20 protein-coding genes are annotated in these 26,112 nt (G+C 59.7%); 7 read left to right on the plus strand and 13 right to left on the minus strand.

Translation table 11 applies throughout. The features are described from left to right. Window positions 1-53: 53 nt before the first annotated feature. From FZE95_RS12215 to FZE95_RS12230, 4 genes are all read right to left on the minus strand, one after another. On the minus strand, window positions 54-998 hold the full coding sequence (locus FZE95_RS12215) for a D-2-hydroxyacid dehydrogenase (protein WP_150301148.1): 945 nt from the start codon (window positions 996-998) through the stop codon (window positions 54-56). Then, window positions 995-2,248, minus strand: a complete 1,254-nt coding sequence (locus tag FZE95_RS12220) for an aspartate aminotransferase family protein (protein WP_150301149.1) — start codon at window positions 2,246-2,248, stop codon at window positions 995-997. Before FZE95_RS12220 ends, FZE95_RS12215 begins: the two co-directional genes overlap by 4 nt. An 83-nt stretch (window positions 2,249-2,331) precedes the next feature. Continuing rightward, the gene (locus FZE95_RS12225; protein WP_150301150.1) at window positions 2,332-3,468 is read right to left on the minus strand and encodes an isocitrate/isopropylmalate dehydrogenase family protein; all 1,137 of its coding nucleotides are present in this window, start codon (window positions 3,466-3,468) and stop codon (window positions 2,332-2,334) included. Between the two features lie 4 nt (window positions 3,469-3,472). After that, window positions 3,473-4,933: an NAD-dependent succinate-semialdehyde dehydrogenase gene (locus tag FZE95_RS12230; protein ID WP_150301151.1), complete on the minus strand. Its 1,461-nt coding sequence runs from the start codon at window positions 4,931-4,933 to the stop codon at window positions 3,473-3,475. Window positions 4,934-5,294: 361 nt separating this feature from the next. On the opposite strand from FZE95_RS12230, the gene FZE95_RS12235 reads away from it, so the two are divergent. The 3 genes from FZE95_RS12235 (at window position 5,295) to FZE95_RS12245 (ending at window position 9,130) form a co-directional block, all read left to right on the plus strand. Beyond that, window positions 5,295-6,473 carry a MalY/PatB family protein gene (locus FZE95_RS12235; protein WP_150301152.1) on the plus strand — a complete coding sequence of 393 codons (1,179 nt, stop codon included), beginning with the start codon at window positions 5,295-5,297 and terminating at the stop codon, window positions 6,471-6,473. Window positions 6,474-6,677: 204 nt separating this feature from the next. Continuing rightward, a complete protein-coding gene (locus tag FZE95_RS12240) occupies window positions 6,678-7,700 on the plus strand; it encodes an alpha/beta hydrolase family esterase (RefSeq protein ID WP_150301153.1) in 1,023 nt (340 codons plus the stop codon). A gap of 374 nt (window positions 7,701-8,074) precedes the next feature. Further along, entirely contained in the window at window positions 8,075-9,130 is a 1,056-nt protein-coding gene (locus FZE95_RS12245) for an alpha/beta hydrolase family esterase (protein ID WP_150301154.1), read from the plus strand. A 353-nt stretch (window positions 9,131-9,483) separates the two neighbouring features. Here the strand turns inward: FZE95_RS12245 and FZE95_RS12250 are convergent, their stop codons facing one another. Next, window positions 9,484-11,244, minus strand: coding sequence for an ABC transporter transmembrane domain-containing protein (locus FZE95_RS12250; RefSeq protein WP_150301155.1), 1,761 nt, complete (start codon window positions 11,242-11,244; stop codon window positions 9,484-9,486). Between the two features lie 232 nt (window positions 11,245-11,476). Between FZE95_RS12250 and FZE95_RS12255 the strand changes: the two genes are divergently transcribed. Continuing rightward, complete coding sequence (locus FZE95_RS12255; RefSeq protein WP_150301156.1) at window positions 11,477-12,673, plus strand: multidrug effflux MFS transporter; 1,197 nt, start codon at window positions 11,477-11,479, stop codon at window positions 12,671-12,673. A gap of 35 nt (window positions 12,674-12,708) precedes the next feature. Here the strand turns inward: FZE95_RS12255 and FZE95_RS12260 are convergent, their stop codons facing one another. The 8 genes from FZE95_RS12260 to FZE95_RS12295 all read right to left on the minus strand — a co-directional run bounded on the left by FZE95_RS12260 (window position 12,709) and on the right by FZE95_RS12295 (window position 24,056). Next, window positions 12,709-13,197, minus strand: coding sequence for a hypothetical protein (locus tag FZE95_RS12260; RefSeq protein WP_150301157.1), 489 nt, complete (start codon window positions 13,195-13,197; stop codon window positions 12,709-12,711). A 161-nt stretch (window positions 13,198-13,358) separates the two neighbouring features. Continuing rightward, window positions 13,359-14,744 (minus strand): L-seryl-tRNA(Sec) selenium transferase, encoded by a 1,386-nt coding sequence (gene selA, locus FZE95_RS12265; RefSeq protein WP_150301158.1) that lies wholly within the window; start codon window positions 14,742-14,744, stop codon window positions 13,359-13,361. 337 nt (window positions 14,745-15,081) lie between these two features. Next, window positions 15,082-16,299, minus strand: a complete 1,218-nt coding sequence (gene fabB / locus FZE95_RS12270; RefSeq protein ID WP_150301159.1) for a beta-ketoacyl-ACP synthase I — start codon at window positions 16,297-16,299, stop codon at window positions 15,082-15,084. An 11-nt stretch (window positions 16,300-16,310) separates the two neighbouring features. Further along, a complete protein-coding gene (fabA, locus tag FZE95_RS12275) occupies window positions 16,311-16,826 on the minus strand; it encodes a 3-hydroxyacyl-[acyl-carrier-protein] dehydratase FabA (RefSeq protein ID WP_150301160.1) in 516 nt (171 codons plus the stop codon). A gap of 214 nt (window positions 16,827-17,040) precedes the next feature. Beyond that, window positions 17,041-18,609, minus strand: a complete 1,569-nt coding sequence (locus FZE95_RS12280; protein WP_150301161.1) for a class I adenylate-forming enzyme family protein — start codon at window positions 18,607-18,609, stop codon at window positions 17,041-17,043. 368 nt (window positions 18,610-18,977) lie between these two features. Next, window positions 18,978-20,900 (minus strand): ATP-binding protein, encoded by a 1,923-nt coding sequence (locus FZE95_RS12285; protein ID WP_150301162.1) that lies wholly within the window; start codon window positions 20,898-20,900, stop codon window positions 18,978-18,980. Next, entirely contained in the window at window positions 20,897-21,784 is an 888-nt protein-coding gene (locus tag FZE95_RS12290; RefSeq protein ID WP_150301163.1) for a hypothetical protein, read from the minus strand. The genes FZE95_RS12285 and FZE95_RS12290 overlap by 4 nt, the downstream gene beginning before the upstream one ends. Window positions 21,785-21,875: 91 nt before the next feature. Beyond that, window positions 21,876-24,056, minus strand: a complete 2,181-nt coding sequence (locus FZE95_RS12295; protein ID WP_223825050.1) for a TonB-dependent receptor plug domain-containing protein — start codon at window positions 24,054-24,056, stop codon at window positions 21,876-21,878. A gap of 128 nt (window positions 24,057-24,184) precedes the next feature. Here FZE95_RS12295 and FZE95_RS12300 point away from each other — a divergent pair, with 128 nt between their 5' ends. From FZE95_RS12300 to sixA, 3 genes are read left to right on the plus strand one after another with little or no spacing between them, the layout of a single operon-like run. Next, on the plus strand, window positions 24,185-25,231 hold the full coding sequence (locus FZE95_RS12300; protein ID WP_150301164.1) for an NAD(P)H-dependent glycerol-3-phosphate dehydrogenase: 1,047 nt from the start codon (window positions 24,185-24,187) through the stop codon (window positions 25,229-25,231). Continuing rightward, window positions 25,228-25,611, plus strand: a complete 384-nt coding sequence (locus FZE95_RS12305; protein WP_150301165.1) for a DUF4389 domain-containing protein — start codon at window positions 25,228-25,230, stop codon at window positions 25,609-25,611. Before FZE95_RS12300 ends, FZE95_RS12305 begins: the two co-directional genes overlap by 4 nt. After that, window positions 25,608-26,051 carry a phosphohistidine phosphatase SixA gene (gene sixA, locus FZE95_RS12310; RefSeq protein ID WP_150301166.1) on the plus strand — a complete coding sequence of 148 codons (444 nt, stop codon included), beginning with the start codon at window positions 25,608-25,610 and terminating at the stop codon, window positions 26,049-26,051. Before FZE95_RS12305 ends, sixA begins: the two co-directional genes overlap by 4 nt. Window positions 26,052-26,112 lie beyond the last annotated feature (61 nt).

A 26,112-nucleotide genomic window follows, 5' to 3' on the forward strand; every position in this document is an offset into this window, starting at 1 on the left:
CGTCCTTCGACGGATGGGGCGTAGCCGCACGATTGCAGCCAGCCTTTGCCGTATCAGCTCTTTTTCACCTGGTTGAAAAGAGCCTCTCCTTTTTGCCAGCGATTGAAATTGGCGACAAACTGCTCGCCGAGTGCCTGTTGCCAACCGATGAAATCACCGGCCATATGCGCCGATATCATCACGTTGGGCATGTCCCAGAGAGGGTGGTCTTGCGGTAAGGGCTCCTGTTCGAACACGTCCAGCGCTGCGCCTGCAATCTCACCTTCTCGCAAAGCGGTGAGCAGATCATCGGTGATGACAATAGCGCCGCGCCCGACATTGATCAGCCGCGCGTGCGGCTGCATGGCCTGGAAGGCGCGATGGTCGAACAAACCTTGTGTGTCGTCGGTCAAGGGTGCAGTGATCACCACGTAATCTGCCTGCGGCAGCCATTCAAAAAGCTGATTGTTGCTGACTACCGAATCGAAGCGCGGATCGTCACGGCTGCTGCGCGCGGTACCAGTGACTCTCAGACCCACTGCCGAGAGCAGTGTTGCCACCTCGCCACCAATCGAGCCGGCACCGATAATCAATGCATGTTTCCCGGCAATCATCTCGGTGTCACGGTGTTGCCATCTGTGTTGGCGTTGCAGCGACAGATTGCCCAGGGTGTCCTTGGCGAACATGAGCACAGCGCCCAGCACATATTCCGCTATCCCGCGGTCAAACACACCGCGGGCGTTGCTTATCTGAGTGTCACTCTCTATCAGCGCGGGGAACATCAGTGCATCAACCCCGGCGCTGGCCGCGTGAACCCAGCTGATACGGTGCTCATCCGGCCAGCAGCGCTCAAGCAGGCCGGTGCGAAAGTCGGTTACCAGCAGCACATCAGTATCCGTCAGTGCTTCCCGCAGTTCGGACTCTTCGCTGACCGTGCGCACCCGGACCTCACTTGGCAGTGTTGCAAGCCCCGGCAAAATGTCGTCGCCGGGCGCGACCAGTACCAACACCTCGGTCATGGCTGGACCTCGGCCAGCGCCCTGGCGAAACGACCCACCGCGTCGGTGATTTCCTCGGCTGTCACCACCAGCGGCGGTAACCAGCGCACAATCTGGCCGTCAATACCGCAGCGCAACAACAGCAAGCCCTGGGCTTCTGCCGCCTCGGTCAGGCGTAGGGCGACATCCGGCATCGGTTGATTCGGCCCCTTGCCGATCTCCATACCCAACATCAGTCCTTTGCCGCGAATGGTGGAGATGATTGGATAGTCACTTTGCAACGCATGCAGCTGATCCCACAATTCCGTTCCGCGAGCGGCAGCGTTTTCGATCAGGTTTTCCTGCTCAATCACCTTGAGTGTGGCCAGGGCCGCCGCGCAGGACACCGCGTTGGCGCCGTAAGTACCGCCCTGGGAGCCAGGCGCGCCCTTGGCCATCAGCTCCGCCGAGGCAGCAATGGCAGAGAGCGGAAAGCCGCTGGCCAGGCCCTTCGCTGTGATCAGAATATCCGGCTGGACATCGAAGTGCTGATGGCTCCAGAACTTGCCGGTGCGTCCATAACCGGCCTGGATCTCATCGCAGATCAGCAGGATGCCGTGTTGTTTGCAGCGTTCAGCCAGCCCTTGCATGAAGGCGGTATTGGCCGGATAGTAACCATATTCACCCTGTACCGGCTCGATCAGAATGGCAGCTGTGTCGTCAGGAGCGGTCTGGGTTTTGAGGATATGGTCCAGCTCGCGCAGGCAAAACTCGGTGGTCTGTTCCTCACTCCAGCCATAACGCCAACTGTGCGGGTAGGGCGCGACGACTACGCCAGCCATCATCGGGTGGAAGCCGGTACGCACTTTGGTGCCGGAGGTCGTCAGCGAGGCGGCGCCCATGGTGCGGCCATGAAAGCCGCCGTTGAAGACGATGATATTCGCGCGGCGCGTAGCGTGCCGCGCCAGGCGCATGGCCGTCTCCACTGCCTCGGAACCGGAGTTGCTCAAGGCGATCGAGTCGAGGCCAGCGGGCATCTTTTCAACCAGCCGGTCGGTCAGCTCCAGCATCGGGCGATGGGTAACGGTAGTGTATTGCGCATGGATCATCTTGCCGACCTGCTCCTGCGCGGCCGCGACGACCGTCGGGTGGCAATGCCCGGTGCTGTTAACGCCGATTCCGGAGGTAAAGTCGAGGTAGGCTTTGCCGTCGGTGTCATATAGCCAGCTGCCTTGGCCATGGTCAGCGCAGACTCGGCTGGATTGCTTCAACAAGGGTGATAAGTGACTCATAAAGAGACTCCTGTCGGGTGGACGGGGCCTGGGTCCCGGTGAAGCGGTAGCGACGGTGTTCCCGTCGCGGTTAGTTCAACTGCTCAGCGATTGAGGCGTTCGATCACACCAGCGGTAATTGCCTGGCAACTTCGGGGTTGATCGCCGGCGGCCTGCAGATCCTGCGCAACGGCGTGACGCAGGACGTCTGCGGGATCGGTGAATCCCAGCCATTCAAGCATCATGGCGGTGGTCAACAGCATGGCGGCCGGATTAGCTTTGTCCTGGCCTGCAATATCCGGCGCGCTACCATGGGTTGGTTCAAACAGCGCCGGTAGCTCGCGACTATCCGGATTGATGTTGCAGGAGGGCGCGAGCCCCAGACCGCCCGACAGCACGGCGGCCAGATCAGTCAGAATGTCCCCGTGCAGGTTGCTGGCAACAACCACGTCGAACTCCCAGGGGCTCTGCACGAATTTCATGCAGGCGGCATCGACCAGCTGATGGTGGATGCCGATATGCGGAAACTCCTTTGCCACCTCGGCAAACACCTCGGTATACAGCTCGCCCCAGGTCGGCTGCGCGTTGCGCTTGGTGATCAGACACACCTGCGCTGGCGCGCTGCCTTTTTCTGCACAGTAAAATTGCTGCGTTTCACCTCGTTGCGCCATGCGCTGTTCGGCGCGCAGGAAGGCATGCCGGATCAGCCGTTCGGTGCCACGGTGAGTGAATACTTCCAGCTGAGTCGCCACCTCGAACGGCGTGCCCTTGTTCAGCCGGCCACCCTGGTTGACGTATTCACCCTCGCTGTTTTCACGGATGACCAGCATGTCGACATCCGCCGCGCGTGGATCAGCCAGATACCGTGGTGCACCTGGCAGCAGCCGCGCCGGCCGCTCGCAGGCCCAGAGATCGAGCCCCTTGCGGAAGGTCAAAAGCGGCGCGAGCGAAATACTGTCGGACAGCTTGTAACGCTCCGAGTCGCTGACCGGGCCGGGGTCGCCCAACGCGCCCATCAACAGTGCGTCGTAAATGCATACGCGGCGCAGCGCATTGGCCGGCATCATCTCGCCGTATTCCTTGTGCCAGGTGGTGCTTGGCCAGTCGAGCCGATCCCAGTTCAGCGGCAGCGAATAGCTTTCACGCAGTACCTCCAGTACCGCTTCGGCGGCATCCATGACCTCCGGGCCAATACCGTCTCCCGGCATCAGAGCGATGCGGATATCGGATTGCTCGGTCATAGGATTACTCCGTGCCCATGCAGATGTACTTCAGCTCGGTATATTCCTCGAGGCCATGACGTGACCCTTCGCGACCGAGGCCCGAAGCCTTGACGCCGCCGAAAGGTGCCATGGGATTGGAAATGGCGCCTTCATTGACGCCGACGATGCCCGCTTCGAGTGCATCGGCAACCCGCCAGCAGCGGTGGATGTCACGGCTGTAAAAATAGGCGGCCAGGCCGTAGGGCGTGTCGTTGGCGATCCTGATGGCTTCTTCTTCGGTCTCGAAGGTCATGATCGCGGCTAGCGGTCCGAAGGTCTCTTCGTGACAGACCTGCATATCTGTCGACACGTCGGAAATAAGCACCGGATGCACGAAGCTGCCTTTATCGCTACCGGGTGTCGGTCCGTAGAGGTGAGTGGCACCCTTGCCGATGGCGTCCTGATAATGCTGCTGTACCTTTTCTGCCGCAGCGCGGTTGATCAGGGGCGCCTGGGTGACGCCATCCTCCAGGCCGTTGCCGAGCTTCAACTCGCCCATCGCCTTGGCCAGCAGCGAGGCGAATTTCTCATGTACGCTGCGCTGGACCAGAAAACGGTTGGCGCAGACGCAGGTCTGGCCGGTGTTACGGAACTTGCAGATCATCGCGCCTTCCACGGCACGCTCCAGGTCCGCGTCATCGAAGACGATGAAGGGGGCGTTGCCGCCCAGTTCGAGCGAGACCTTCTGGATATGTTCGGCGCATTGCGCCATCAACTGACTGCCGACGCCGGTGGACCCGGTGAAACTGAGCTTGCGTACGATCGGGCTGCTGGTCAGCACCTTACCGATCATTTTTGAATCGCCGGTAACGATGTTGAACACGCCCGGCGGGATGCCGGCTTCGTGGGCCAGCTCAGCCAGTGCCAGTGCCGTATAAGGTGTTGCTTCTGAAGGCTTGACGATCATGCTGCAGCCGGCTGCCAGAGCCGCGCCGGCCTTGCGGGTGATCATCGCTGCCGGGAAGTTCCAGGGCGTGATGGCTGCGGTAACACCTACCGGTTGGCGGTTGACGATAATGTGCTGGCCAGGTTTGGCACCGGGGATGGTTTCGCCGTACATGCGGGGTGCTTCTTCGGCGAACCAGCGCACGAAGGACGCGGCATAGGCTACTTCGCCACGGGATTCGACCAGCGGCTTGCCCTGTTCCATGGTCATCAGGGTGGCGATATCCTCCTGATGATCGAGCATCAGCTGATACCAGCGCATCAGCAAATTGGCGCGCTCTTGCGCGGTAGTACGCTTCCAGGAATCAAAGGCTGCCTGGGCGGTATCAATCGTTGATTCGATCTCCGCTGCGCTTAGCGACGGAATGCTGCCGAGATCCTCGCCAGTGGCGGGGTTGTCCACGTTGATACGGGCTTCGTTCTGGGCGTCTACCCAGTTCCCGCCTATGTAACATTGCTGGCGAAACAAGCGTGGTGAATTCAAGCGGGAAAGTGACATCAAGCCTCCTGATTTATAAATGCGTCATTGGAACGCAAGGGCTGCTGGCTCGCCTTGGATCAACAAACCCTTGTTCCAGCGTAGGCAGGTTAATGGGGCTATGCAACCCTGGCTGCAGAAGCGCGTTCATGCGGGCTGAGACGGAGCGGCCGGGTGTATGGAACAGGCTCTCAGACCGGGGGGTGTCAGGCCACAGGCACTTGCCTTTCGGGGGGTGGTGAGCCTGAATGGGGGCGCTGCAGGCAGACCCCAAACAGGGCAGCTATAAAGCAAGGGGACCGCAACGGGTGGACGGGTGTCGCGGTCATTGCATTCCCCGTTGGTGCCGCGCCTTCTGACAACAAGCAAGGGAGTACGGAATATGAGTTTTGATTTTGACCGGGACATCCGCCGCGAGGGGACCCAGTCCGTAAAATACGATGCGCGGAGAGTGGTCTTTGGCGGCGAGGATGTGATGCCGTTATGGGTGGCCGATATGGATTTCGCAGCACCCGAAGCGGTGACCAGCGCGTTGGTCGAACGCGCGGAGCATCCGGTTTACGGTTACAGCCTGTTCCCCGACAGTCTGTATCAGTCAATGATTGACTGGTTTGCTACCCGGCACGACTGGCACATCGAACGTGACTGGATACTCATGGTGCCCGGTGTCGTGCCCTCCATTCACGCGGCAATCATGGCTTTTGCCAATCCGGACGAGGGCATTATCGTTCAGTCTCCGGTGTATCCGCCGTTCTTCAGCTCGGTTAACAAGACCGGACGCCGCCTGATTGACAATCCGCTGCGCCTGGAAAACGGTCGCTATCAGATGGATCTGGAGCACCTCGATCAATGTGCGGCGCAGGGCGCGCGCATGTTGATTCTCTGCTCACCGCATAACCCTGTCGGGCGCGTCTGGGAGGAACATGAGCTGCGCGCAGTGCTGGAGATTGCGCGGCGTCATGACTTGATCCTGCTGTCCGACGATATTCATTGCGATCTGGTACTTCCCGGCAAGCGTCATCTGATGCTGGGGAATGTCGCGCAGGCGGACGATCACATAATCACGGCGGTCGCGCCGAGCAAGACGTTCAATGTGCCCGGACTCGGTCTCTCAGCGCTGGTGGTTCCCGACCCGGATCACCGCCAAGCACTCAAGCAGGTCTTCGAAACTTTGCACATGGAACAGGCCAATCCGTTCAGCCTGACTGCGTTCGAAGCAGCCTATCGATCCGGCGGTCCGTGGCTGGATGCGTTGCTGAAGTATCTGCAGGACAACCACCGTTTCGTCAGTGATTATTTGCGCGAACACATACCCCGCATCAGCCTGATCGAACCGGAAGGCACCTACCTGCTCTGGCTTGACTGCCGTGGCCTGGGGTTGAGCGATGCTGGACTCAAGGCCTTTTTTATCAAGCAGGCCGGGCTGGGGCTCAACCCCGGAATCAGCTTTGGCGACGGCGGCAGCGGCTTCATGCGTCTGAATATCGGCACCCGTCGAGCCAACCTGCAACGGGCGATGGAACAGCTTCGCCTGGCGGTTGAAACAACGTTCTCCAAGTGACGAGCGGTTCGCAAACTGTTGTCTGCGCAACGGCACTTTTCGAACTGCATGGCGTCCTAGCGCTACGCTTGTAGCGAGAGCGTTGTGGCAAGTCGTTCCAGGAAAATGTTTGCTAAAACGTCGTGTTTCCTTTCGTGCAATCTGCTTCATGCCAGCTGCTGACGCCGGATAGGTATCCGGCTGGACACGGAAAAAGGAAACACGATGACGAAGATGAATCTGGCGTGCTGGATGGCACTTGCAGTAATGACGACGGGCTGCGGCGGGGGAGGCGGAGGTGGCTCTGATGCGCCGCCCGATACACCCCCAGAAGACCCAGGGACACCGGTAGAAGAGCCGCCAACAAGCGAGCCGCCCATAGACGAACCCCCCGCCACAGATCCACCGCCCATCGATGAGCCACCTGCCGAGGATCCTGGGGACAACCCACCGCCAGGCGGCGGGGTCTCGCAGCCCACGCTCTCAATCGGCTGCGGCGGACCCGTTCCAGAAACAGGCAACAGGAGCATCGCCGTCACAGGTGGCACCAGACAATACATTCTCGATCTCCCGACCGGCTACGATGCCGACAAAGCCTATCCGCTGGTATTCAGCTTCCATGGTCGAGGGCGGACGGCAAGTGATTTTCGCACCAGCAGTGATTTGCGGGAGACCATGGGCGATGCAGTGATACTGATCCATCCTCAGGGGGTGCCCGATCCGGGCGCACCGGTTGAACCGGAGCGGGACAGCTGGGAGCGTACCGGCGATCGCGACATCGCCTTCTTCGACGACCTGTACGATCAACTGACCAGCGAAGCCTGCGTCGATCAAAGCCGCGTATTCACCACCGGTATGAGCATGGGCGGTTTCTTCGCGGCCCGGCTGGCCTGCGAACGGGGTGACGTGGTGCGGGCGTTTGCTTCGGCTGCCGCCGGGCCGCCGTTGAAAAGCGCCACCGAGTGCGTCGGACGCGCCGCCGCCTGGACAGCCCATGATCCCCAGGATGAGCTGATTGACTACACAAGCGATGGATTGGCGCTCCGGGATTACTGGCTGGACGCAAATTTCTGCGGCGAGGAAACCCGCCAGTTGAGTAACGGCTGTGTTGAATATACCAACTGCGACGCGGGCTATCCGGTGCGCTGGTGTCAATACAGCCAGGCAGACAAGCCCTATTCAAGCCACCACGAATGGCCGAGTTTCGCTCCTCGCGAGGCCGCCGACTTCTTTCTTGCGCTTGACTGATCGGCCATTGGAAAGCGGGTTAACCGGCCCGCTTTCGCATATCAATATTCCCTCCCGCAAATGCTAGCTATCCGGTATTCCGTCAGAAGTACCTGTTTTTCCGTACCTCTGATAGCGGCTTTAGTGGCTTTTTCACAGCATCCGTTCGGCGAAAAACAGTGCGTTGAAGTTGAAGTCCATCACAAGCCGAGCGGTCTGGACTGCACTTCTCGGTGGGTCAGCCGTCAGACTCGGCTGACGCTTGTGGCTTGAGCGTGAGGGTAAGTCGTAGTAGGGAAAATGTTTGTTGAAAACGTGGTGTTTCCTTTCGTGCAGTCTGCTTCACGTCTGCCGCTGACCACCGGAATGTTCCGGGTGACTATAAGGGGGACACGATGACCAAATATAAATTGCTGTACTGTGTGGCGCTGGCGATTCTGGCGACGGGTTGTAGCAGCGGAGACGACGATGACGATTATGAAACCGCGCCTGATGTCATTACCGAACCTGAGCCAGACGCCGGCAATCCTGGCACGGAGCCAGGCACAGACCCTGGCACTGAGCCGCCGGTTACTGGCGATCCTGCTCCAGCTGACCCGGTAGATCCGCCACCGGCTGATGATCCGATAGCCGAACCGCCACCACCGCCGACCGCAGGACCCACGCCTGCAGCACCGTCCATAGGCTGCGGCGGACCAGCCCCGCAAGCCGGTAGCCGGACTATTGCAGTGGGCGGTGACGACCGGCGCTATATTCTTGATCTTCCGGCTGGCTACGATCCGGAGAAAGCCTACCCGGTGGTATTCAGCTTCCACGGACGCGGAGACGAACTCAAGGAAAAAGGCAAGAACTACAAAGCGACAAACGGTGTAGTCGAAACCATGGGCGAGGCTGCAATAGTGGTCCACCCGCAGGGTATGCCGGTTCCCAGCGCTGCGGAGTATCCCGAGCGTAGGAGCTGGGAGACGGTTGGCTCGCGGGATGTGGCCTTCTTCGATGCGATGTATGAAGAACTGCGCGGCGAAGCCTGTGTGGATGAGAACCGGGTATTTACCATGGGCATGAGTATGGGCGGTTTGTTCGCTTCTCGCCTGGCCTGTGAGCGGGGCGATGTGGTTCGCGCATTCTCGGCCGTCGCTTCGGCGCCGCCGCAGAAGAGCGCTTCGGAGTGCGTCGGCCGCGCTGCGGCCTGGGCCGCCCACGATCCGCAGGACAAACTCATTCCGTTCACAGATGGGCTGGCCCAGAAACAGTACTGGCTGGATGCGAACATGTGTGGCGAGGAGACGCGTCAGCTTGAGAATGGTTGTGTGGAATACACCAACTGTGACACCGGATATCCGGTGCGCTGGTGTGAGTACAGCCTGGCAGAGCAGCCTAACTCAAGAAACCACGAATGGCCTGGCTTTGCTGCGAGCGAAAGCGCGGCGTTCTTCCAGTCGCTTGACTGATTTCAGTTGACCACCTGGGGCGCGGGCCGCTCATGGCCCGCGTTTTAGGGTCTGTTGCCGTTTCATCGCGAGCCGCGTTGCTGTATCAAATGGCGCCAGGCCGGGCGGCGATCCGCAAGGCGCGGGATGCAGGTAATGGTTGTTCCCTTGCCAAGTCCCGCAACGCCGCATGGCGTCATTTGACGCGCAACCTAGGCGGCCCCACCCGAAGGGACGGGGCCCGTTTAGCGCAGCACTGCGTTACTCGTCGCTCATTTGGAACAACCAAATTTCACTCCTCGCGCCTTGTTCTGCACCAAACGGACCTCCGTCGCGGCCGCGATGAAACGGCAACAGACCCTAAATGAATCCTGTCAAATTGTCGCGGTGCCAAATTGCAGTTCGGCCAAGCGTGCATAGAGGCCGTTATGCCTTACCAGCTCCTCGTGCGTACCTAGCGCTACCAGGCACCCTTTATCGATTACCGCAATGCGATCTGCATTCTTCACCGTTGCCAGACGGTGGGCAATGACGATGGTAGTGCGGCCATGGGTCAGTCTGGGCATGGCCTGCTGAATAAGATATTCACTGCGCGCATCCAGCGCACTGGTCGCTTCGTCGAGCAGCAAAATGGGGGCATCGGTCAACAGCGCACGGGCGATGGCCAGGCGCTGCTTCTGCCCACCCGACAGACCTAATCCGGCATCACCGAGTTGCGTCTCATAGCCGTTGGGCATGTCCGCGATGAACTCATCGGCGTGCGCGGCGCGGGCAGCAGCCTCAATGGCTGACGAGTCCGCTTCCGGGCGCCCGTAACGAATGTTGTCGGCTACGCTGCCATAGAACAGTGCCGGGTTCTGCGACACCAGGGCGAAGCAGGCACGCAGCTGTGCTGGCTCGAGAGCGCGGATATCGCGGCCATCGATGGTGATGCGGCCTCCGGTGACATCGAAAAAACGCAGCAGCAGGTCAAACAGTGTCGACTTTCCGGCACCTGAAGGACCAACCAGAGCCAGGGTTTCTCCAATGCGTATATCCAGGGAGAAGTCGCTGATTACCGGCACATCCGGGCGCGTGGAATAGCTGAAACTCACCTGGTCGAAGGCGATGCCCTGCGAAAGCCTTTCCGGTAGTTGCACCAAACCGGTCTTCGGTGCGCTGATTTCCTGTTCGGTACGGAGCAGCTCGACTATACGCGCGCCGGCCCCCGCGGCCCGTTGCAACTCGCCAATGACCTCGCTAAGCGCACCGGCCGCAAGCCCCACGATAAGGCTGTAGAACAGGAAGGCAGCCAGTTCGCCAAGGCTGATCCTGCCGGCAATCACATCCAGACCGCCGACCCAGATCATCATCCCGATTGCGCCAAGTACCAGCACTATTACTATGGACGTCAGCCAGGCGCGCTGGCGGATGCGGCTTCTGGATACCTCAAAGGCCTGTTCGACGACGGTGCTGAAACGCGCCCGATCCTGCGCCTGGTGGTTGTAGGACTGGACTGTCTTGATCTGGCCGAGCACTTCGCCGACATAACTGCCGACATCGGCCACACGGTCCTGGCTCAGGCGTGAAAGCCTGCGCACGCGTCGACCGAAATAGATGATCGGTGCAACAATCAGTGGAACGGCCAGCATGACAATACTGGTGAGTTTCGGGTTGGTCACCGCCAGCAGGACGATGCCGCCGATCAGCATCAACCCATTCCGCAGAGCAATGGACAGAGTCGAACCGATCACGGACTGAAGGACGGTGGTATCGGCGGTAAGGCGCGATTGAATCTCCAATCCTCGATTGGTCTCGAAGAAACCGGGATGCAGATCGATGACATGATCGAAAACCCGCTGGCGAATATCCGCCACGACCCGCTCGCCAATCCAGGACACCAGATAAAAGCGGGCATAGGTCCCGATCGCCAGCGCCACGACCATTAGCAGAAACACGCCCACACTCTGATTGAGCAGTTCAGGCGAACCGGTCACGAATCCCTGGTCGACCATCAGACGAAGCCCCTGGCCGAGCGAGAGCGTGATCCCGGCGGTGAATACCAATGCGAGCAAAGCGCCTGCGACCCGCCAACGATAGGGGGCGATGCAGCGCAGAGCGAAGCCTAGTGTCTCGTGCTGGTTAGAGCTCGACATGAGGGCTCCGGTCGAAAGTGGGATCGCTATGCTACCTTGAATCGAAACCTGTCGATAACGGGGTACCGCGGATTTGTTGGCGAGGCCCGTCGCCAAGTTGAAAGGCATGGCCTGATCAGGTCCGGAATCATCAGTGCAATGGTCTGTTGCAGGCATGCAGCAATTGTTTCTGTCATCATGATCGTTTTGGTTCCGGCTACGCATCGGTCGGGACCCGTCTCCGGAATACCCTATGCCGTTAAAGATTCTTCTCATCCTGGGTGGTTTGAGTGCCTTTGGCCCACTCGCCATAGACCTGTACCTGCCTGCCTTTCCGGCAATGGCCGAAGCATTCGCGACGGACAGCGAGCACATACAGCTGAGTCTTTCCGCCTACTTTCTCGGGCTGGCGCTTGGACAACTGTTCTACGGCCCGATCGCAGACCGTTTTGGTCGTCGCAAGCCATTGCTGTTCGGTATTGGACTATTCTGCGCCGCGTCGTTGGCCTGTGCTCTGGCGCCCACGCTTGAGTGGTTGATTGTTGCGCGCTTCGCTCAGGCGCTTGGCGGTTGCGCCGGCATAGTGGTGAACAGGGCGGTGGTGCGCGATTTATGTGAGCCGATCGAAGCCGCCAAGGCGTTCTCACAGTTGATGCTGGTGATGGGGGTTGCGCCTATTCTGGCGCCGCTTGCCGGCGGGTGGTTGCTGGCGCTGGGGAACTGGACCTGGATCTTCCTGTTTCTGACATTGTTCTCGGCGGTATTTTCTTTTGCAGTGTTTTTTGGCCTGAAGGAGACGCTGCCACCGACCGTGACGCCGCCTGCGCTGTCGAGCGCTCTGGGGCGCTATCGCCGGCTGCTGGGTGAACCGTTGTTCATGTTTCATGCACTCACCGGCGGCATCGCTATGGCTGGAATGTTCGCTTATATTGCCGGGTCGCCGTTTTTGATAATCGAACTCTACGGCATCTCAGCCGCGCATTTCGGCTGGTTTTTCGCGATAAACGCGTCAGGATTCATCCTGTTCGCGCAGATCAATAGCTGGTTCCTGCGTCGCCATCCGCCAATGAAGCTGTTGCGCTTTACGACGTTGTTTTTTGCGGTGTGCAATGTGCTGTTACTGACCGTCGCCATCTACCAACCTATGTCTTTATGGCCTTTTTTGCTGCCGCTGTTCGGCAGTGTCGCGGTCATCGCGCTGGTGTTGCCCAATTCCTCTGCCGAAGCCATGGCGGGGCAGGGGCACCAGGCAGGCGTGGCATCGGCGCTGATGGGAACCATGCAGTTTGTCATCGCAGGTATCACCTCAGCGCTGGTCGGCATCCTGCACGATGGTACGGCGGTGCCCATGACAGCAGTCATGGCGACATGCGGTATAGGATCGCTGGTGATGGCGCGCCTGGCACAGCGCGCTACGGTGAAGAAAGCACAGGCGGCGCTGGCAAACTAGTGCAGAGGCGCTGAATGGCCCGGCCTCGCGCATGTTTAGCGGTAGCGACGTTCAGGCTGACGGTTACGAAGCGGACCGGGATCTTGCATCTGCGGCGGTCTGCGCATCTGCGAATTGCCAGAGCCCAGCCGGTTCTCGCCTGCCCGCGGGTTGCCCGGCTGCGCATGGGGATTGTGCTGCTGCGGGCGCTGCCGGCGATATTCCTGTGCCCTGTCCCTGGAACGGTAATGCTGCTCGGAGCGATGTTGCCGGTTTCTTTCATGCCTCTCATTTCCGTAGCCTGGGCTGAGTCCGGGGCGCGAGTCACCGGAACTGAAATACAGCCGATAACCGCCGGATTGCACTTGCACAGAAGGGGCGGGACGATAGTGGCCTGGCGTCCGGTAATGCGTGTCACCATAACTATCGGCTCGGGGTGGAGCGGCTCGATAGTGCCCGCCATCAGCGTTGACCTGGCTCCCCATGATCAGGCCAACGATCAGCGGTGGCAGGCATAACAGCCGGGCAATTCGAGGATAATTCATCGACGGAGCTCCCATGCGACGGTGCGTACGTTGGTCGGATGCGGCGAGTGCGTTGCTGCGGCAGGCGGTATAACCAATAGACATCCTGTGAGTGCAAAGGTCAATCACAGTTGGCTACTTTGTGACCGCTGGCCGCCCGGATAGGCGCCCGGTCCAATGCGTCAGGATTTGCGCAGTTGGTTTATCAGCTCCGACTCTTCGTCAAGGCATCGCAAATCCAGAATCAGACGCCCGTCGTTAATTCGCCCGATGACGGGTACCGGGAGCTCCCTCAGTGCCTTCTGAGCCGACTGCAGGCTGCGATTTGCGCTGCGTTTGGATGCGTTCGGTGTCAGTACCAATGCCTGGCTGGGTAGTTGTTCGACGGGCAGGGCGCCGCTGCCGATCTGACCCATAACCGGCTCCGAAGTCACGCTGAACAGGGTATCTGCCCAATTCTGCATGGCGGGCATTAACCGTTCGGCCTGTTCGGCGATTTCTGCTTGCGACCGGCTCAACCAGCGCAGGCTTGGCAGCCGGCTAGCCAGTTGCTCGGGGTTGGCGTAGATGCGCAGGACAGCCTCAAGTGCTGCCAGGGTTACCTTGTCGCAACGCAGCGCGCGCTTGAGTGCATTCTTTTTCAATTTGTCGATCAGCGCCCGTTTGCCAACGATTATGCCGGCCTGCGGGCCGCCGAGCAGTTTGTCGCCACTGAATGACACCAGATCCGCGCCATTTGCCAGACTGTCCATCGGCGTTGGCTCGTAGGGCAGACCCCAGCGACGAAGATCGACCAGGCTGCCGCTGCCAAGATCTACCGCGTAGGGCATACCATGGGCATGTGCGGCTTGCGCCAACTGCGCTTCGGGTACGCTCGCGGTGAAGCCCTGGATGACATAGTTGCTGGTGTGCACCGTCATCATCAGCCCGGTCCGGGCGTTGGCAGCCTCGTTATAGTCTTTCAGGTGGGTGCGGTTGGTGGTGCCCACTTCGCGCAGTTTGCACTGGGCTCGCTGCATGATGTCAGGCACGCGGAAGGCACCGCCGATCTCGACCAGTTCACCCCGGGATACGATGACTTCCTTACCGCGCGCCAGGGTATTGAGCATCAATAGAACCGCGGCGGCGTTATTGTTCACCACCGTGGCGGCTTCGGCGCCGGTCAAGCGACATAGCCAGGCTTCTACGTGACTGTCACGATCGCCGCGCTTGCCTTTCTCAAGGTCGAACTCGAGATTGCTGGCGCCGCGCGCGACGTCACACATCGCCTGGACAGCTTCTTCCGGCAAAGGCGCGCGTCCCAGGTTGGTATGCAACACGGTACCGGTCAGGTTGTACACCTTGCGCAGGGAAGGGCTTAGCAGTCGCAGCAGGTGGTTCTCGACTGCTGCGGCGAGTTGGTCCGGCTCGCACGGGCAATGGTTCTGACGTAACTGATCCAGTTCTTCTATCACCGCCTGTTTGACCAGTGGCTGGCCATGGTTTTGCTGCAGTTGGTGAATAAGCGGCCAGGCGAGGATCTGATCGACTGAGGGTAACAGGCGGCGAATATCAGCTTGCTGGTTCATGGGGCTCCGTGGATAAGCGTGCGACCGGGGCGATGCTCGGGATTACAGCACCTGTGTATCTGACCGGACCATAGCATGGCGGTTCGATTCACTGTGGTCCAGACGAGTCGGTTCTGTTGTGGCAGATTAGCCGGGCACGGATCAGTCTTGTCGTAGCGCAGGCGCACTACAACCCCAGGGTCGACCTGCCTCCAGTAGGACTATGAGGATGAGGTTTTCGTAGCGCAGGCGCGCTACAACCCGGCGAAAAGTGCATACGAAAACGCCGTTATCCCGGAGGATAACGGCGTTAGTCTTCACGCGATTCTTGCGGGCAGAGAATCCGCCCGCAAAAGGATCAGGCGTTGGCCCAGCGCTTGAGAATCAGCGTAGCGTTGGTGCCGCCGAAGCCGAAGCTGTTGGACATGACCAGATCCACCGCCTGATCCAGACGCTCACGCAGAATCGGCAGATCACCGGCGTTTTCATCCAGCTCATCGATATTCGCCGAGGCGGCAAGGAAGTTATCGCGCAGCATCAGCATGCAGTAGATGGCTTCCTGTACGCCGGCAGCGCCCAGCGAGTGGCCGGACAGGCTCTTGGTCGAGCTGATCTTGGGAGCCTTGTCGCCGAACACTTCGCGGATCGCCTTCAGTTCGGCAACGTCGCCGACTGGAGTGGAGGTGCCGTGGGTGTTCAGGTACTCGATATTGCCATCGACGGTTGCCAGCGCCTGCTGCATGCAGCGCACCGCGCCTTCACCGCTGGGAGCGACCATGTCGTAGCCGTCAGAAGTCGCGCCATAGCCGACGACTTCGGCGTAGATCTTGGCGCCGCGGGCCAGAGCGTGCTCCAGCTCTTCGACGACAACCATGCCGCCGCCGCCAGCGATAACGAAACCGTCACGCTTGTTGTCATAGGCACGCGACGCTTTTTCCGGCGTGTCGTTGTACTGGGTGGACAGAGCGCCCATGGCATCGAACAGCATCGATTGCGACCAATGCTCTTCTTCACCGCCGCCGGCGAACATCACGTCCTGCTTGCCGAGCTGGATCAGCTCTGCGGCATGGCCGATACAGTGGGCACTGGTGGCGCAAGCCGAGGACAGCGAGTAGTTGACGCCCTTGATCTTGAAGGGGGTGGCCAGACAGGCGGACACAGTGCTGCTCATGGTGCGCGGCACACGGTACGGCCCGATCTTCTTCACGCCTTTCTCACGCAGCAGGTCCACCGATTCCATCTGGTTCAGCGTGGAAGCACCACCGCTACCGGCAACCAGGCCGGTGCGGACGTTGCTGACCTGTTCTTCGGAAAGACCCGCATCGGCAATCGCCTGTTGCATGGAGATATAAGCGAAGGCCGCAGCATCACCCATGAAGCGCTTGATCTTGCGATCAATGGCGGCATCCAGATCGATCTTTATGCTGCCGGAGACCTGGCTACGCAGGCCCATTTCCTTGTATTCAGGGTTGAAGGTAATGCCCGGCTTGCCTTCTTTAAGGCTGGCAGCCACGGTTTCGACATCCTGGCCAAGGCAGGAAACGATACCCATACCGGTAATCACGACGCGTCGCATAGTGATAATCCTCAGAAACTGTCAGTAGAAGTAAACAGACCTACCCGCAGACCTTCGGCGGTATAGATCTCGCGACCGTCAACAGCCATGCTGCCATCGGCAATGCCGAGTGTCAGGGAGCGATTGATGGTGCGCTTGATATGAATAGTATAGGTAACCTTCTTCGCGGTCGGCAGGACCTGGCCGAAGAACTTCACCTCGCCGGAGCCGAGTGCGCGACCGCGGCCCTCAAAGCCCAACCAGCCAAGGTGGAAGCCAACCAATTGCCACATCGCATCCAGACCCAGACATCCGGGCATTACCGGATCGCCTTCGAAGTGGCAGGCGAAGAACCACAGGTCAGGATGGATATCCAGCTCGGCAACGATTTCACCCTTGCCAAAGCGGCCGCCGGTCTCGCTGATGTGAACGATCCGGTCGATCATCAACATGTTCGGGGCGGGCAATTGCGCGTTTCCGGGGCCGAATAGTTCACCGCGGCTGCACTGTAGCAGCTCTTCCCGGCTGTACGCGTTTTGTCTAGACATAGAAGCTCCTGCTCATCCCCAAAGGTGGGGCGCTAATGATTCGGCTTGGCGGTAATAATTGTGTGAGGCATCCGCCAGCGTAAGCTCAGACTGCTGACCAGGGGCGAAAGTCACACCATGTCAGACCAGAGGCGCTAGAGGATACCCGCAAGGCCCGCCGAGGACAAAATTTCTTGTCTTCGCCGGACACGTGGCTCAGTAGCAATTCCGGGCGTCAGTCCAGCTCACCATGGGTTGCCTGGAAGCTATCGCGTAGCTCTCGCTTGAGCACTTTGCCGATGGCGCTGCGTGGCAGCTCATCAGTAAGTATCAGGCGGTTCAGTCGCTGGGTCTTGCCCACCTGCTCATTGAACCACTGCACAATGTCTTCGGCAGCTGTGGTTGCGCCCGGTTTGAGTACCGCGTAACCCACCGGGGTTTCGCCCCAGCTGCGCGACTGCACGCCGATAACCGTCACTTCCTGCAGGTCCGGATGCTTGCGCAGCTCGGCCTCCAGGTCGCTCGGATAGATGTTGAAACCACCGCTGATGATCATGTCCTTACGGCGGTCCATCAGTGTCAGGAAACCGTCTTCATCGAAACGGCCGACATCGCCGGTGCGGATGAAGCGCTTGCCGGTACTGTCATACCACTCTGCTTCGGCGGTCTTCTCCGGTTTGTTGAGGTAGGCGGTCATCATCGCGACCGAATGCCCCACCACCTCGCCGATTTCGCCACGGGGCAGTTCGTTGCCCTCTTCGTCGATCACGCGCATGTCGTGGCCATCCAGTGGTTTGCCGACAGTGGCGAGCTTGTCGGGATGCGCGTGTGCGGCGAGCATGCAGGAGCCACCGCCTTCGGTCATACCGTAGAACTCCAGAAGCCCACCGGGCCAGCGCTGGAGAATATCGGCCTTGAGCTCGGCATGAAAGGGCGCGCTGGTGCTGAACTTCATCTGGAAACTGGACAGGTCGTACTGATCGAAGTCTTCCCGCGCCATGATGCGCTGGTATTGCACCGGCACCAGCATGCTGTGAGTGGCGTGGTGTTCGGCGGCAAGCTCAAGATACTTCTTGGCGTCGAACTTGCTCATCAATACCAGCGTGCCGCCCAGGCCTAGCGTCGGTAAAAAGGAGACCAGCGTGGTGTTGGAATACAGCGGGGTCGACATCAGTGTGACGCAATCCGCGCCGTAACCAAACGCCAGGCCGCGCTGGATGTGCGACCACCGCATGCCATGCGATTGCACGATGCCCTTGGGCTCGCCGGTGGTGCCGGACGAGTAGATGATATTGAACGGCATCTCGGGGAAGAGCGTTACCGGCTTCGGCGCAGCGTCAGTCAGCCATTCGGAAAATCCCTCTGCGGGCCGGCTATCGTCCAGAGTGAACAAGGGCTGCGTTATCCGCTCCTGGACCCCGCTCAGCTCTCGGTCGGTATGTTGATCGACGAAGAACAGTTTCGCAGCGGAATCCTTGAGCATGATCAGTAGGCTTTCCGGCGTCGAGGAGGGCGCTAGCGGGGCTACGATTACGCCAGCACGCAGTGCGCCGACAAACAGGATGGCGTAGTTGATCGAATTGCTGGAACAGATCGCAATGCTGTCGCCTGGCTCAAGGCCGTCACGCTGCAGAGACGCGGCCACGCGGCTCGCCAACCGATCCAGCTCCCCGTATGTAACGCGGCGATCATCCTGGATCAGCGCCGTCTGTTCCGAGCGGTCACGTCCGTGTTGGGCAATCAGCTCCGGCAGGGTGGTAAAAGGAGACTCGAGGGTGATTGGCGAAGCGGCATTGGCACTCATCAGTTGTTAGGCCCTGTTAGATGATGGATGTCCTAGGATCTGTTCCCGTTTCATCGCGAGCCGCGTTGCTGTGTCAAATGACGCCAGGCAAGGCGCGGGACGCAGGTAATGGTTGTTCCCTTGCCAAGTCTCGCAACGCCGCATGGCGTCATTTGCCGCGCAACCCGAAGGGACGGGGCCCGTTTAGCGCAGCACTGCGTTACTCGTCGCTCATTTGGAACAACCAAATTTCGTTTCTCGCGCCTTGTTCTGCACCAAACGGGCCTCCGTCGCGGCCGCGATGAAACGGGATCAGACCCTAGTGTCCCCTTTTGCAGGCCAATATTCCATTGCCGCGTCCGATGAAGGACGAACAGAATGATGCGCGATCAGTGCGGTAAATGGCGCGGCAAAATCCAGTCATCAATTGCCTGGTGCAGCGCGCGGGCTGACAGCGGTTTGCTCAGAAACCCGCTCATGCCGGCTTGCTCACACTCCAGCCGCTCTGACGTCAGTGCGCTGGCGGTCAGCGCGACGCAGGGCACCGGAATCGCGTTTTGCTGCTGACAGTACCGCAGGTAGTGCTGATAAACGGCGATGCCATCCATGTCCGGCAGCTGTATGTCCATCAGAATGCCGGCGAAAGCCAGCTGCGGATCAGTGAGAAGGTCGATTGCCTGTTGGCCATTATGTGCCGTTCGTACTTCATACCCCCTATTGCGCAACATGCCTTCGATGACCATCAGATTGACCGGATTGTCTTCTACCAGTAGCAATGCGCCGGACGGCGGGCTGCTGCCTGACGGTTTCAGCGTCGTGCTGTTGGCCGTCATGCCGGACCGGGTAAATGGCAGGCGCAGGGTGAAACAGGAGCCTTCATTCAGCTCGCTGGTCGCGCTCAGCTCGCCGCCCATGCTGCGGGCGAATGTCCGGGCTATGGAAAGCCCGAGGCCGGTCCCGCCGAACCGCCGTGAGGTGCTGCTGTCCGCCTGCTGGAAGGCTTCAAACATGGTCTCCAGACGATCTGCTGCGATGCCGATGCCGGTATCGCTTACCTCGCAGTGCAAGACGACCCCGGCGGCCTCCTGATACCAGCGGGCATCAATGCGGATTTCACCCTGCGCAGTAAACTTCAAGGCATTGCCAATCAGATTGACCAGTATCTGGCGTAGGCGGGTAGGGTCGCCGGTCACATCGCACAGTGCTGGCGGCCCATTGAGATCAACAACCAGACGCAGTCCTTTCTGTTTCGCGGCATATTCGAAGGGAGCGATAGCACTGGTGAGCTTTTCGCGCAGGTCGAAGGGAATGCGCTCATATTCGATGGTGCCGCTTTCAATGCGCGACAGGTCGAGAATATCGTTGATCACGTCGAGCAGATGGTGAGTCGATTCGCCGGCGATATGCACATATTCCGCCTGCTCCGGGTCGAGCTCAGTGGTTTCGAGTAACTGGAGCATGCCCATCACCCCATTCATTGGCGTGCGCAGTTCATGACTCATCATCGCCAGAAACGCTGATTTCGCGCTGTTGGCCCGCTCGGCATCTTCTCTGGCAGCGATCAGGTCCCTGATGGTCAGACGTTGCTGCTCACGCGTCTGCTGAAGCCTGTCGGCAAGCGCATTGATATTCGCGCCCAGGCGGCCGATTTCGTCGTTGCCCGCGCTGATGAGGCGCGTTTCAAACCGGCCATTTCTCAACGATTGAATGGCGCTGCTCATATGGGTCAAGGGCATGGCCAGCCTGCGTGCGAGGCGCAGTGCAAGGAGCAAGGTAATCAGCACAGCCAGGCCGATAAATGCGGCACTCCAGAGGATGTCCTCTCGCCGGTCGCTAAGCGTCTCATGGTTGAGTACTACCTTCACCTGACCGAGAAAATCGTGCGCAGCATCGGTGCGGTCTGTCACATCAAGCATGTAAAGCTCATGATCCAGTTCAATGCGCTGACGGAGGATATCGGCGTTGAACACCAGGCTGGCCGAACCCGGTTCGATATCCCTGGCCTTGCGGGGCAACCGGATCAGCAGCTCGCCGTCCCGGTCATATACTTCGATAGCCAGCACGTCGCGAATCTGCAAGGCGCCGGAAATAAGATTTTCCAGCGTGGCGGTGTGGCCCGTTACGACGCCAAGTTCGGCAGTGGACGCCAGCTGCGTGGCGATGAGCTCCCCCGTTTCATGCTGTTGACGTTTGACGTCGTCCAGCCGCGCGTTGACGAAGTACAGGAGTAACGTAAGACCCAGTATGACCGCGGGCATCAAGGCAATGAGAATCAGACGGTTATGGATACTGCCTGGTTTGTAGTGTGTCACTGTCCGGTCTTCATCGTTGCCAGCTCCTGCGACAGTGCGGCGTCATCCGGCGGCGGGAAGCCGAGTGATCGGGCGACGTGTGGGTTGCTGATGACTGAGAAATAGGTCGGATAGCTCATGCCAGTAGAGATACCCCCTGCAAGTATCTCGTTAACACTGCGCGCCGTATCGGCAGGCGAGCTGAACGTGGTGCCCAGGCTTCCGGCAGAAATGAATGGAGCACTGGGGCCGATCATGAGCTTGTCCCGCGCGTAGCTGGTTAACAGTAGCGTTCTGAGAGTGTCGGCCCGATAGATCGTCTGGTCGTCGATCGCGATCAGTACGTCGCTGCGCGATAGCACTTCGATCAGCGGGCGGGTCAGTTTGTCCGGGGTTTCAACGAGCTCGGCGGACAGCTTGAGGCCCGCAGAATCGGCCGTGTCCTGCCAGGCCGGCAGTTGCATGCGGCTGGCGTCGCTGTACAGCAGCCCCAGCGTGTCGATGCGGGGGAGCAGCAAGCGCGCAAGCGCTACCTGACGGGAGGGTTTCGGGCTGGCAAGCAAGATATGTCGCGGGCCCCGAAGCAGCTCGGGCAGGTGCTGCTGAATCTGTTCAAGTCTGAGGTAGGCTGCGACTGTAGGTGCGTCGGGGAGATGTTCCTTCTGCCACTGGGCCGCCCGCCACCCCATGGTCACAACCATGTCGGGAGGCGTCTCTGACAGAGGCTCGCCGAGTATATGAACCTCGATGTTGTCGGCTGGCCGAAGCTGCCGCAGCGCGGCAATGAAATGGTCAGTCAACTCGGTGGTCTCGGGGGTTGCTACCGTCAGGTTGGCCGCCCAGGTCGGGAGCGCAAGCAGCACCAGGCAGGCGTACAGCACCTTTTTCAGGCGCTTCACCAACATAGGGTCGCAAGGGGAGGAAGAGTCATCAAACATCCTTGTCAATGATCTATTAGTATGACCGAAGCCGCGATCATACGCTGCTTCCCGGCTCTCAGAAACTCAGTTGGGCGCTGAGGTAGTAATGGCTTGGACTATCGAATCGGTTTTCAGCCCAGGTCAGACCTTCGTCATCCAGCCTGTATTGCCAGGTCAATGCCAGATCCAGGCTGCTGCTGCGGGTCAGCTCCAGTCGTTTTCCGACCCGGGAGTCTACACGTTCGAAGCGTCGTTCGTTGAGCATGTCAGCACCGTAATAGATCAGGCTACTGTCAAAGCCGCCAGGCCATTGCCGCAGCCACGCCACCGATCCGCTGTTGCGCGGGGTCAGGCGCTGGTCCAGCTTGTGTGCCGCTGTAAAATCGATGTAGGCGTAGGTGAGCCGAAGACGATCGGTTGGCGTGGCCTGCCAATCCAGTTGCCCCTCGGCACCGGTAAAGCGCACGAACCCGGCGTTGGTCGGGACAAAATTCTTCAGCTGCAGTGGTTCGCTCATCATGTCGTCGATTTCTTCATGAAACGCACGGAAATCCATCGATAGCGCGAGCTGGTGGCTGTACCCGTTGTAGCCCAGCTCGGCCGATCGCATATGTTCCTGCTCCAGATTCCCGGGTCCCTTTGCGTGGGCATAATATGTCCGGCTGAGCGTTGAGGCTCCGTTCATGTTCGTCGGGCGATAGGTCCAGGAGGCATGATTCTCGTACATGTCCGGGGAGCGTACCGCTTCGGAATACACGGCCCGCAAGCTATGACTCGGGCGGAGGAAATAATGCACGGCCAGGCGCGGGGAAAACGAGTAACCGGTCAGCTCGCTGTCCTCAGCCATGCCGGCAGCGTGCAACAACCATTGATCGTGGGGCCGGTATTCCACGTTGGCGAAGAGCTGAAGGGCCCTGTTGTCCACTACGCCATTGAAGTAGGTCTCCGAGCGAACCCGGTCGTAACGCAGATTCGAACCGAACACCGTGCGCAGTTGTTCGGTGAGCTGCAAGGTGTCCTGCAGCTCCACCTCGTAGCGCGTTTCGCGCAGCGTCTGGTTTATGTCCCAGCAGACCGGTCCGGTATCAAGGGATGCGTCATGCTGCGCGATGACCTCTTCGGCCAGGGGGAACAGCGCCGCCTTGTCGCCGGGGAATAATGCTTGCAGCGCTTCGGCATCATCCAGCTTGCCGCGGAAATATTTGTTCAGATGCCGTGCCAGTTGCGGATCAGCCTGATAGATCGTTTTCAGCTCAGGGGAGAACACAACAGGCGAGTCGCAGGCTCGCCACTGCTGCAGCCGTTCCATATGCTGGATGGAGCTACTCGCCTGAAGGCTGTGGGTCGAGGAGAAATCGTTGGTCCAGCGCGCCGAGGCAAACCAGTTACGATCCCGCAGATCCGAAGAAGGCGCATGGCTGTTGATCCTTCGCTCAAAGGCGGAACCTTCCGCACCCGGATAATCCGGGTTGCCCGGAGCCATGGCTTCGTAATCATAATCTGCCTGACGGGAGCCATCCGCCGCGCCCAGTTGCCACTCCAGCGTCTGGGTCGGATCGATTTCACTGACGCCGGACAAGGTGAATGCATCGCTGCGCTGACCGTCGCGAATGGACTCGCCGTCTTCGTCGTGGTCAAAACCATTATCGCGTCTGCCGATAATGCTCAGTCGCATATGGGTGTCGCCCGCTTTGAACCCGTGGCTGCCGTAGCGATCCCGCACGCCCCGGGTGCCGCTGGTTACCTTCAGACGGGTGCCCAGGCTCCCGCTCGGGTCCCGGGAAACGATGTTGATCACGCCCATCAAGGCGTTCGCACCATAGGCCGCGGTATTCGGCCCGCGAAACACTTCGATGCGTTCGATGTCTTCCATTGCCAGGGAAAGTCCGGGCCAGTCGATCGTGGCAAATCCGGGGCGGTAGATCGAACGGCCGTCCACCAGCACCTGCAGGCGGCGGGCTTCGCTTACGTTGGTGCCATGGTAATTGACGTTGACCGTGTTGCCCGAGTGGTAGCCAACCAGCATTCCCGGCACCAGCCTGAGCAGTTCGGGCACATCCCGTGCGCCGCTCGCGCGGATCAGTTCGCGATCAATGACCGTCATGCTGCCAGGCACGTCAGCTGGCGCTTGCCTGAGCCGCGTAGCACTAAGAACCGTAGGCAGATCGGGATTACCGAGCGGGCTGCCTTCCCCGGCTTGAACTGCACCGGTCATGGCTATTGTCAATAGAATGACCAGACTACGGGTTTTGATCATATCCTGAGCTGTCCTGGCTGTTTGGGCGGCGCCATCATAGCGGCGAGAACAGATTTTGCCACTCCCGCATCGCTGTTATCGTGCTCTGAACTTATAATGCCGTTTGTCATTTGAACAAAGGATCTTGCATGACTGAGCAAAAACAGCCGGTTTGCGTTCTGGGTGGGGGCAGTTTCGGAACCACCCTGGCCAATCTGATGGCCTCGCATGGGGTGCAAGTGACCTTATGGTTGCGTGATCAGGCCGTCGCAGACGAGATCAACCGCGAGCACAGGAACAGCCGATACCTGCCGGACATATCGCTGGACCCGCGTCTTGTTGTCACGACCGATCTGCATGCCGCTCTGGCGTCGGCCCAGTTGATATTTCTGGCCATACCCAGTGGCGCGTTTCGCAGTGTATTGCAGCAGATCGGACCGGATCTGGCGGGCAAGGGCGTCGTCAGCACAACCAAGGGAATAGAGCAGCCCGGCTTCCTGCTGATGAGTCAGATAGTCGAAGCCGAGGCGCCTGCTGCGCGGGTCGGGGTGCTGTCGGGGCCCAATCTGGCCCGTGAAATGGCAGCAGGCGCACTGACTGCCACCGTGATCGCTTGCCGGGACGAGACGCTGTGCAGCGAGGTTCAGGCCGTGCTGGGCAGCAAGAGTGTTCGAGTGTATGCCAGCCAGGACCGTTTTGGTGTGGAGCTCGGCGGTGCGTTGAAGAATGTCTACGCCATCATCTCTGGTATGGCAGCGGCAATGGGTGTCGGGGAAAATACCAAGAGCATGCTGGTCACCCGGGCGCTCGCGGAAATGACCCGGTTTGCCGTCAGCATGGGTGCCAATCCCATGACATTCCTCGGCCTTGCCGGCATCGGCGATCTGATGGTCACCTGCACGTCACCGCAATCACGCAATTTTCAGGTTGGTTTTGCGCTTGGCAAAGGCCAGACGCTTGAAGATAGCGTGGCGCAACTGGGGCAGGTCGCCGAAGGGGTGAACACCCTGCGCGTGCTCAAGCAGAAATCCGATGAAGAGGGCATCTATATGCCGCTGGTTGCCGGCCTGCACGCTATCTTGTTTGAAGGTCAGCCACTGGCTGATGTGATCGGTCGGCTTATGTCAGCCTCTCAGAAAGACGACGTCGAATTCGCCTCCTATGTCACTACCGAAGCCGGGAACGCCACACCATGAAGCATGCCAAGACTGCCGTCACCTCCGCCGATTTCTGGCTGCGGTTACTCTATATCCTGTTGTTTGCGCTTGCGTGGCAGATTACCGAGCTGCTGCTGGTCGTGGTGGTGGCGCTGCAGATCGGCTCCCAGTTACTGAACGGGGCCCATGAGCCACGGCTGACCGGCTTCGGTAACAGTCTTTCCCAATATGCGTGGCAGATCGGACGTTATGCGACCGGCGCTACCGAGCAGAAACCCTGGCCGTTTATGGAATGGCCGGACCCTCAGGCTCAATGGCACGTCACTATTGCTGAGCCGATGTCCGCGGGCAACGCCAAGGCCGGTGACGCGGGTACTGGAACTCCCGGCGAATCGCCCAGCGGGCCAGTGCAGCCATGAAGCTCTGGATACTTCGACATGGTCAGGCCGAGGCGCAGGCGCCCGCAGACGCCCTTCGTGAACTGACCGAGGCGGGCCGTCATGAGGTACGGGGCGTTATGTCCGGTCTGGCTGGTGAGCCCTTTGAGGCAGTGCTTTCGAGCCCGTACGTGCGCGCGCAGCAGACTGCTGAGCTGGCATGCCAGGCAACCGGTTATAGCGGCGAGGTAACCACCGTCGACTGGCTGGTACCTGAATCGGATCCCCTCACTGTAATCAGCCAGCTGGAACAGCAGACCGAGCAGAACCTGCTTTTGGTAAGTCATCAGCCTTTGGTCAGCCAGTTGATCAGCCTGCTGGTGGAGGGACATCGTCGCGGCCACTTCCCGGTGCCCACCGCAGGGCTGGTCTGCCTTGATCTGGACTACGTGGCAGCGGGGCTGGCCCGGCTCGTCAAATGATCTGGCATTCATTTGCAGAATCGGTGCGTTTGCCTCTGTTCTGCGCTTGTTTGCCCTTTTT

The sequence above is a fragment of the Pseudomonas profundi genome, from assembly GCF_008638305.1.
GTDB lineage: Bacteria > Pseudomonadota > Gammaproteobacteria > Pseudomonadales > Pseudomonadaceae > Halopseudomonas > Halopseudomonas profundi.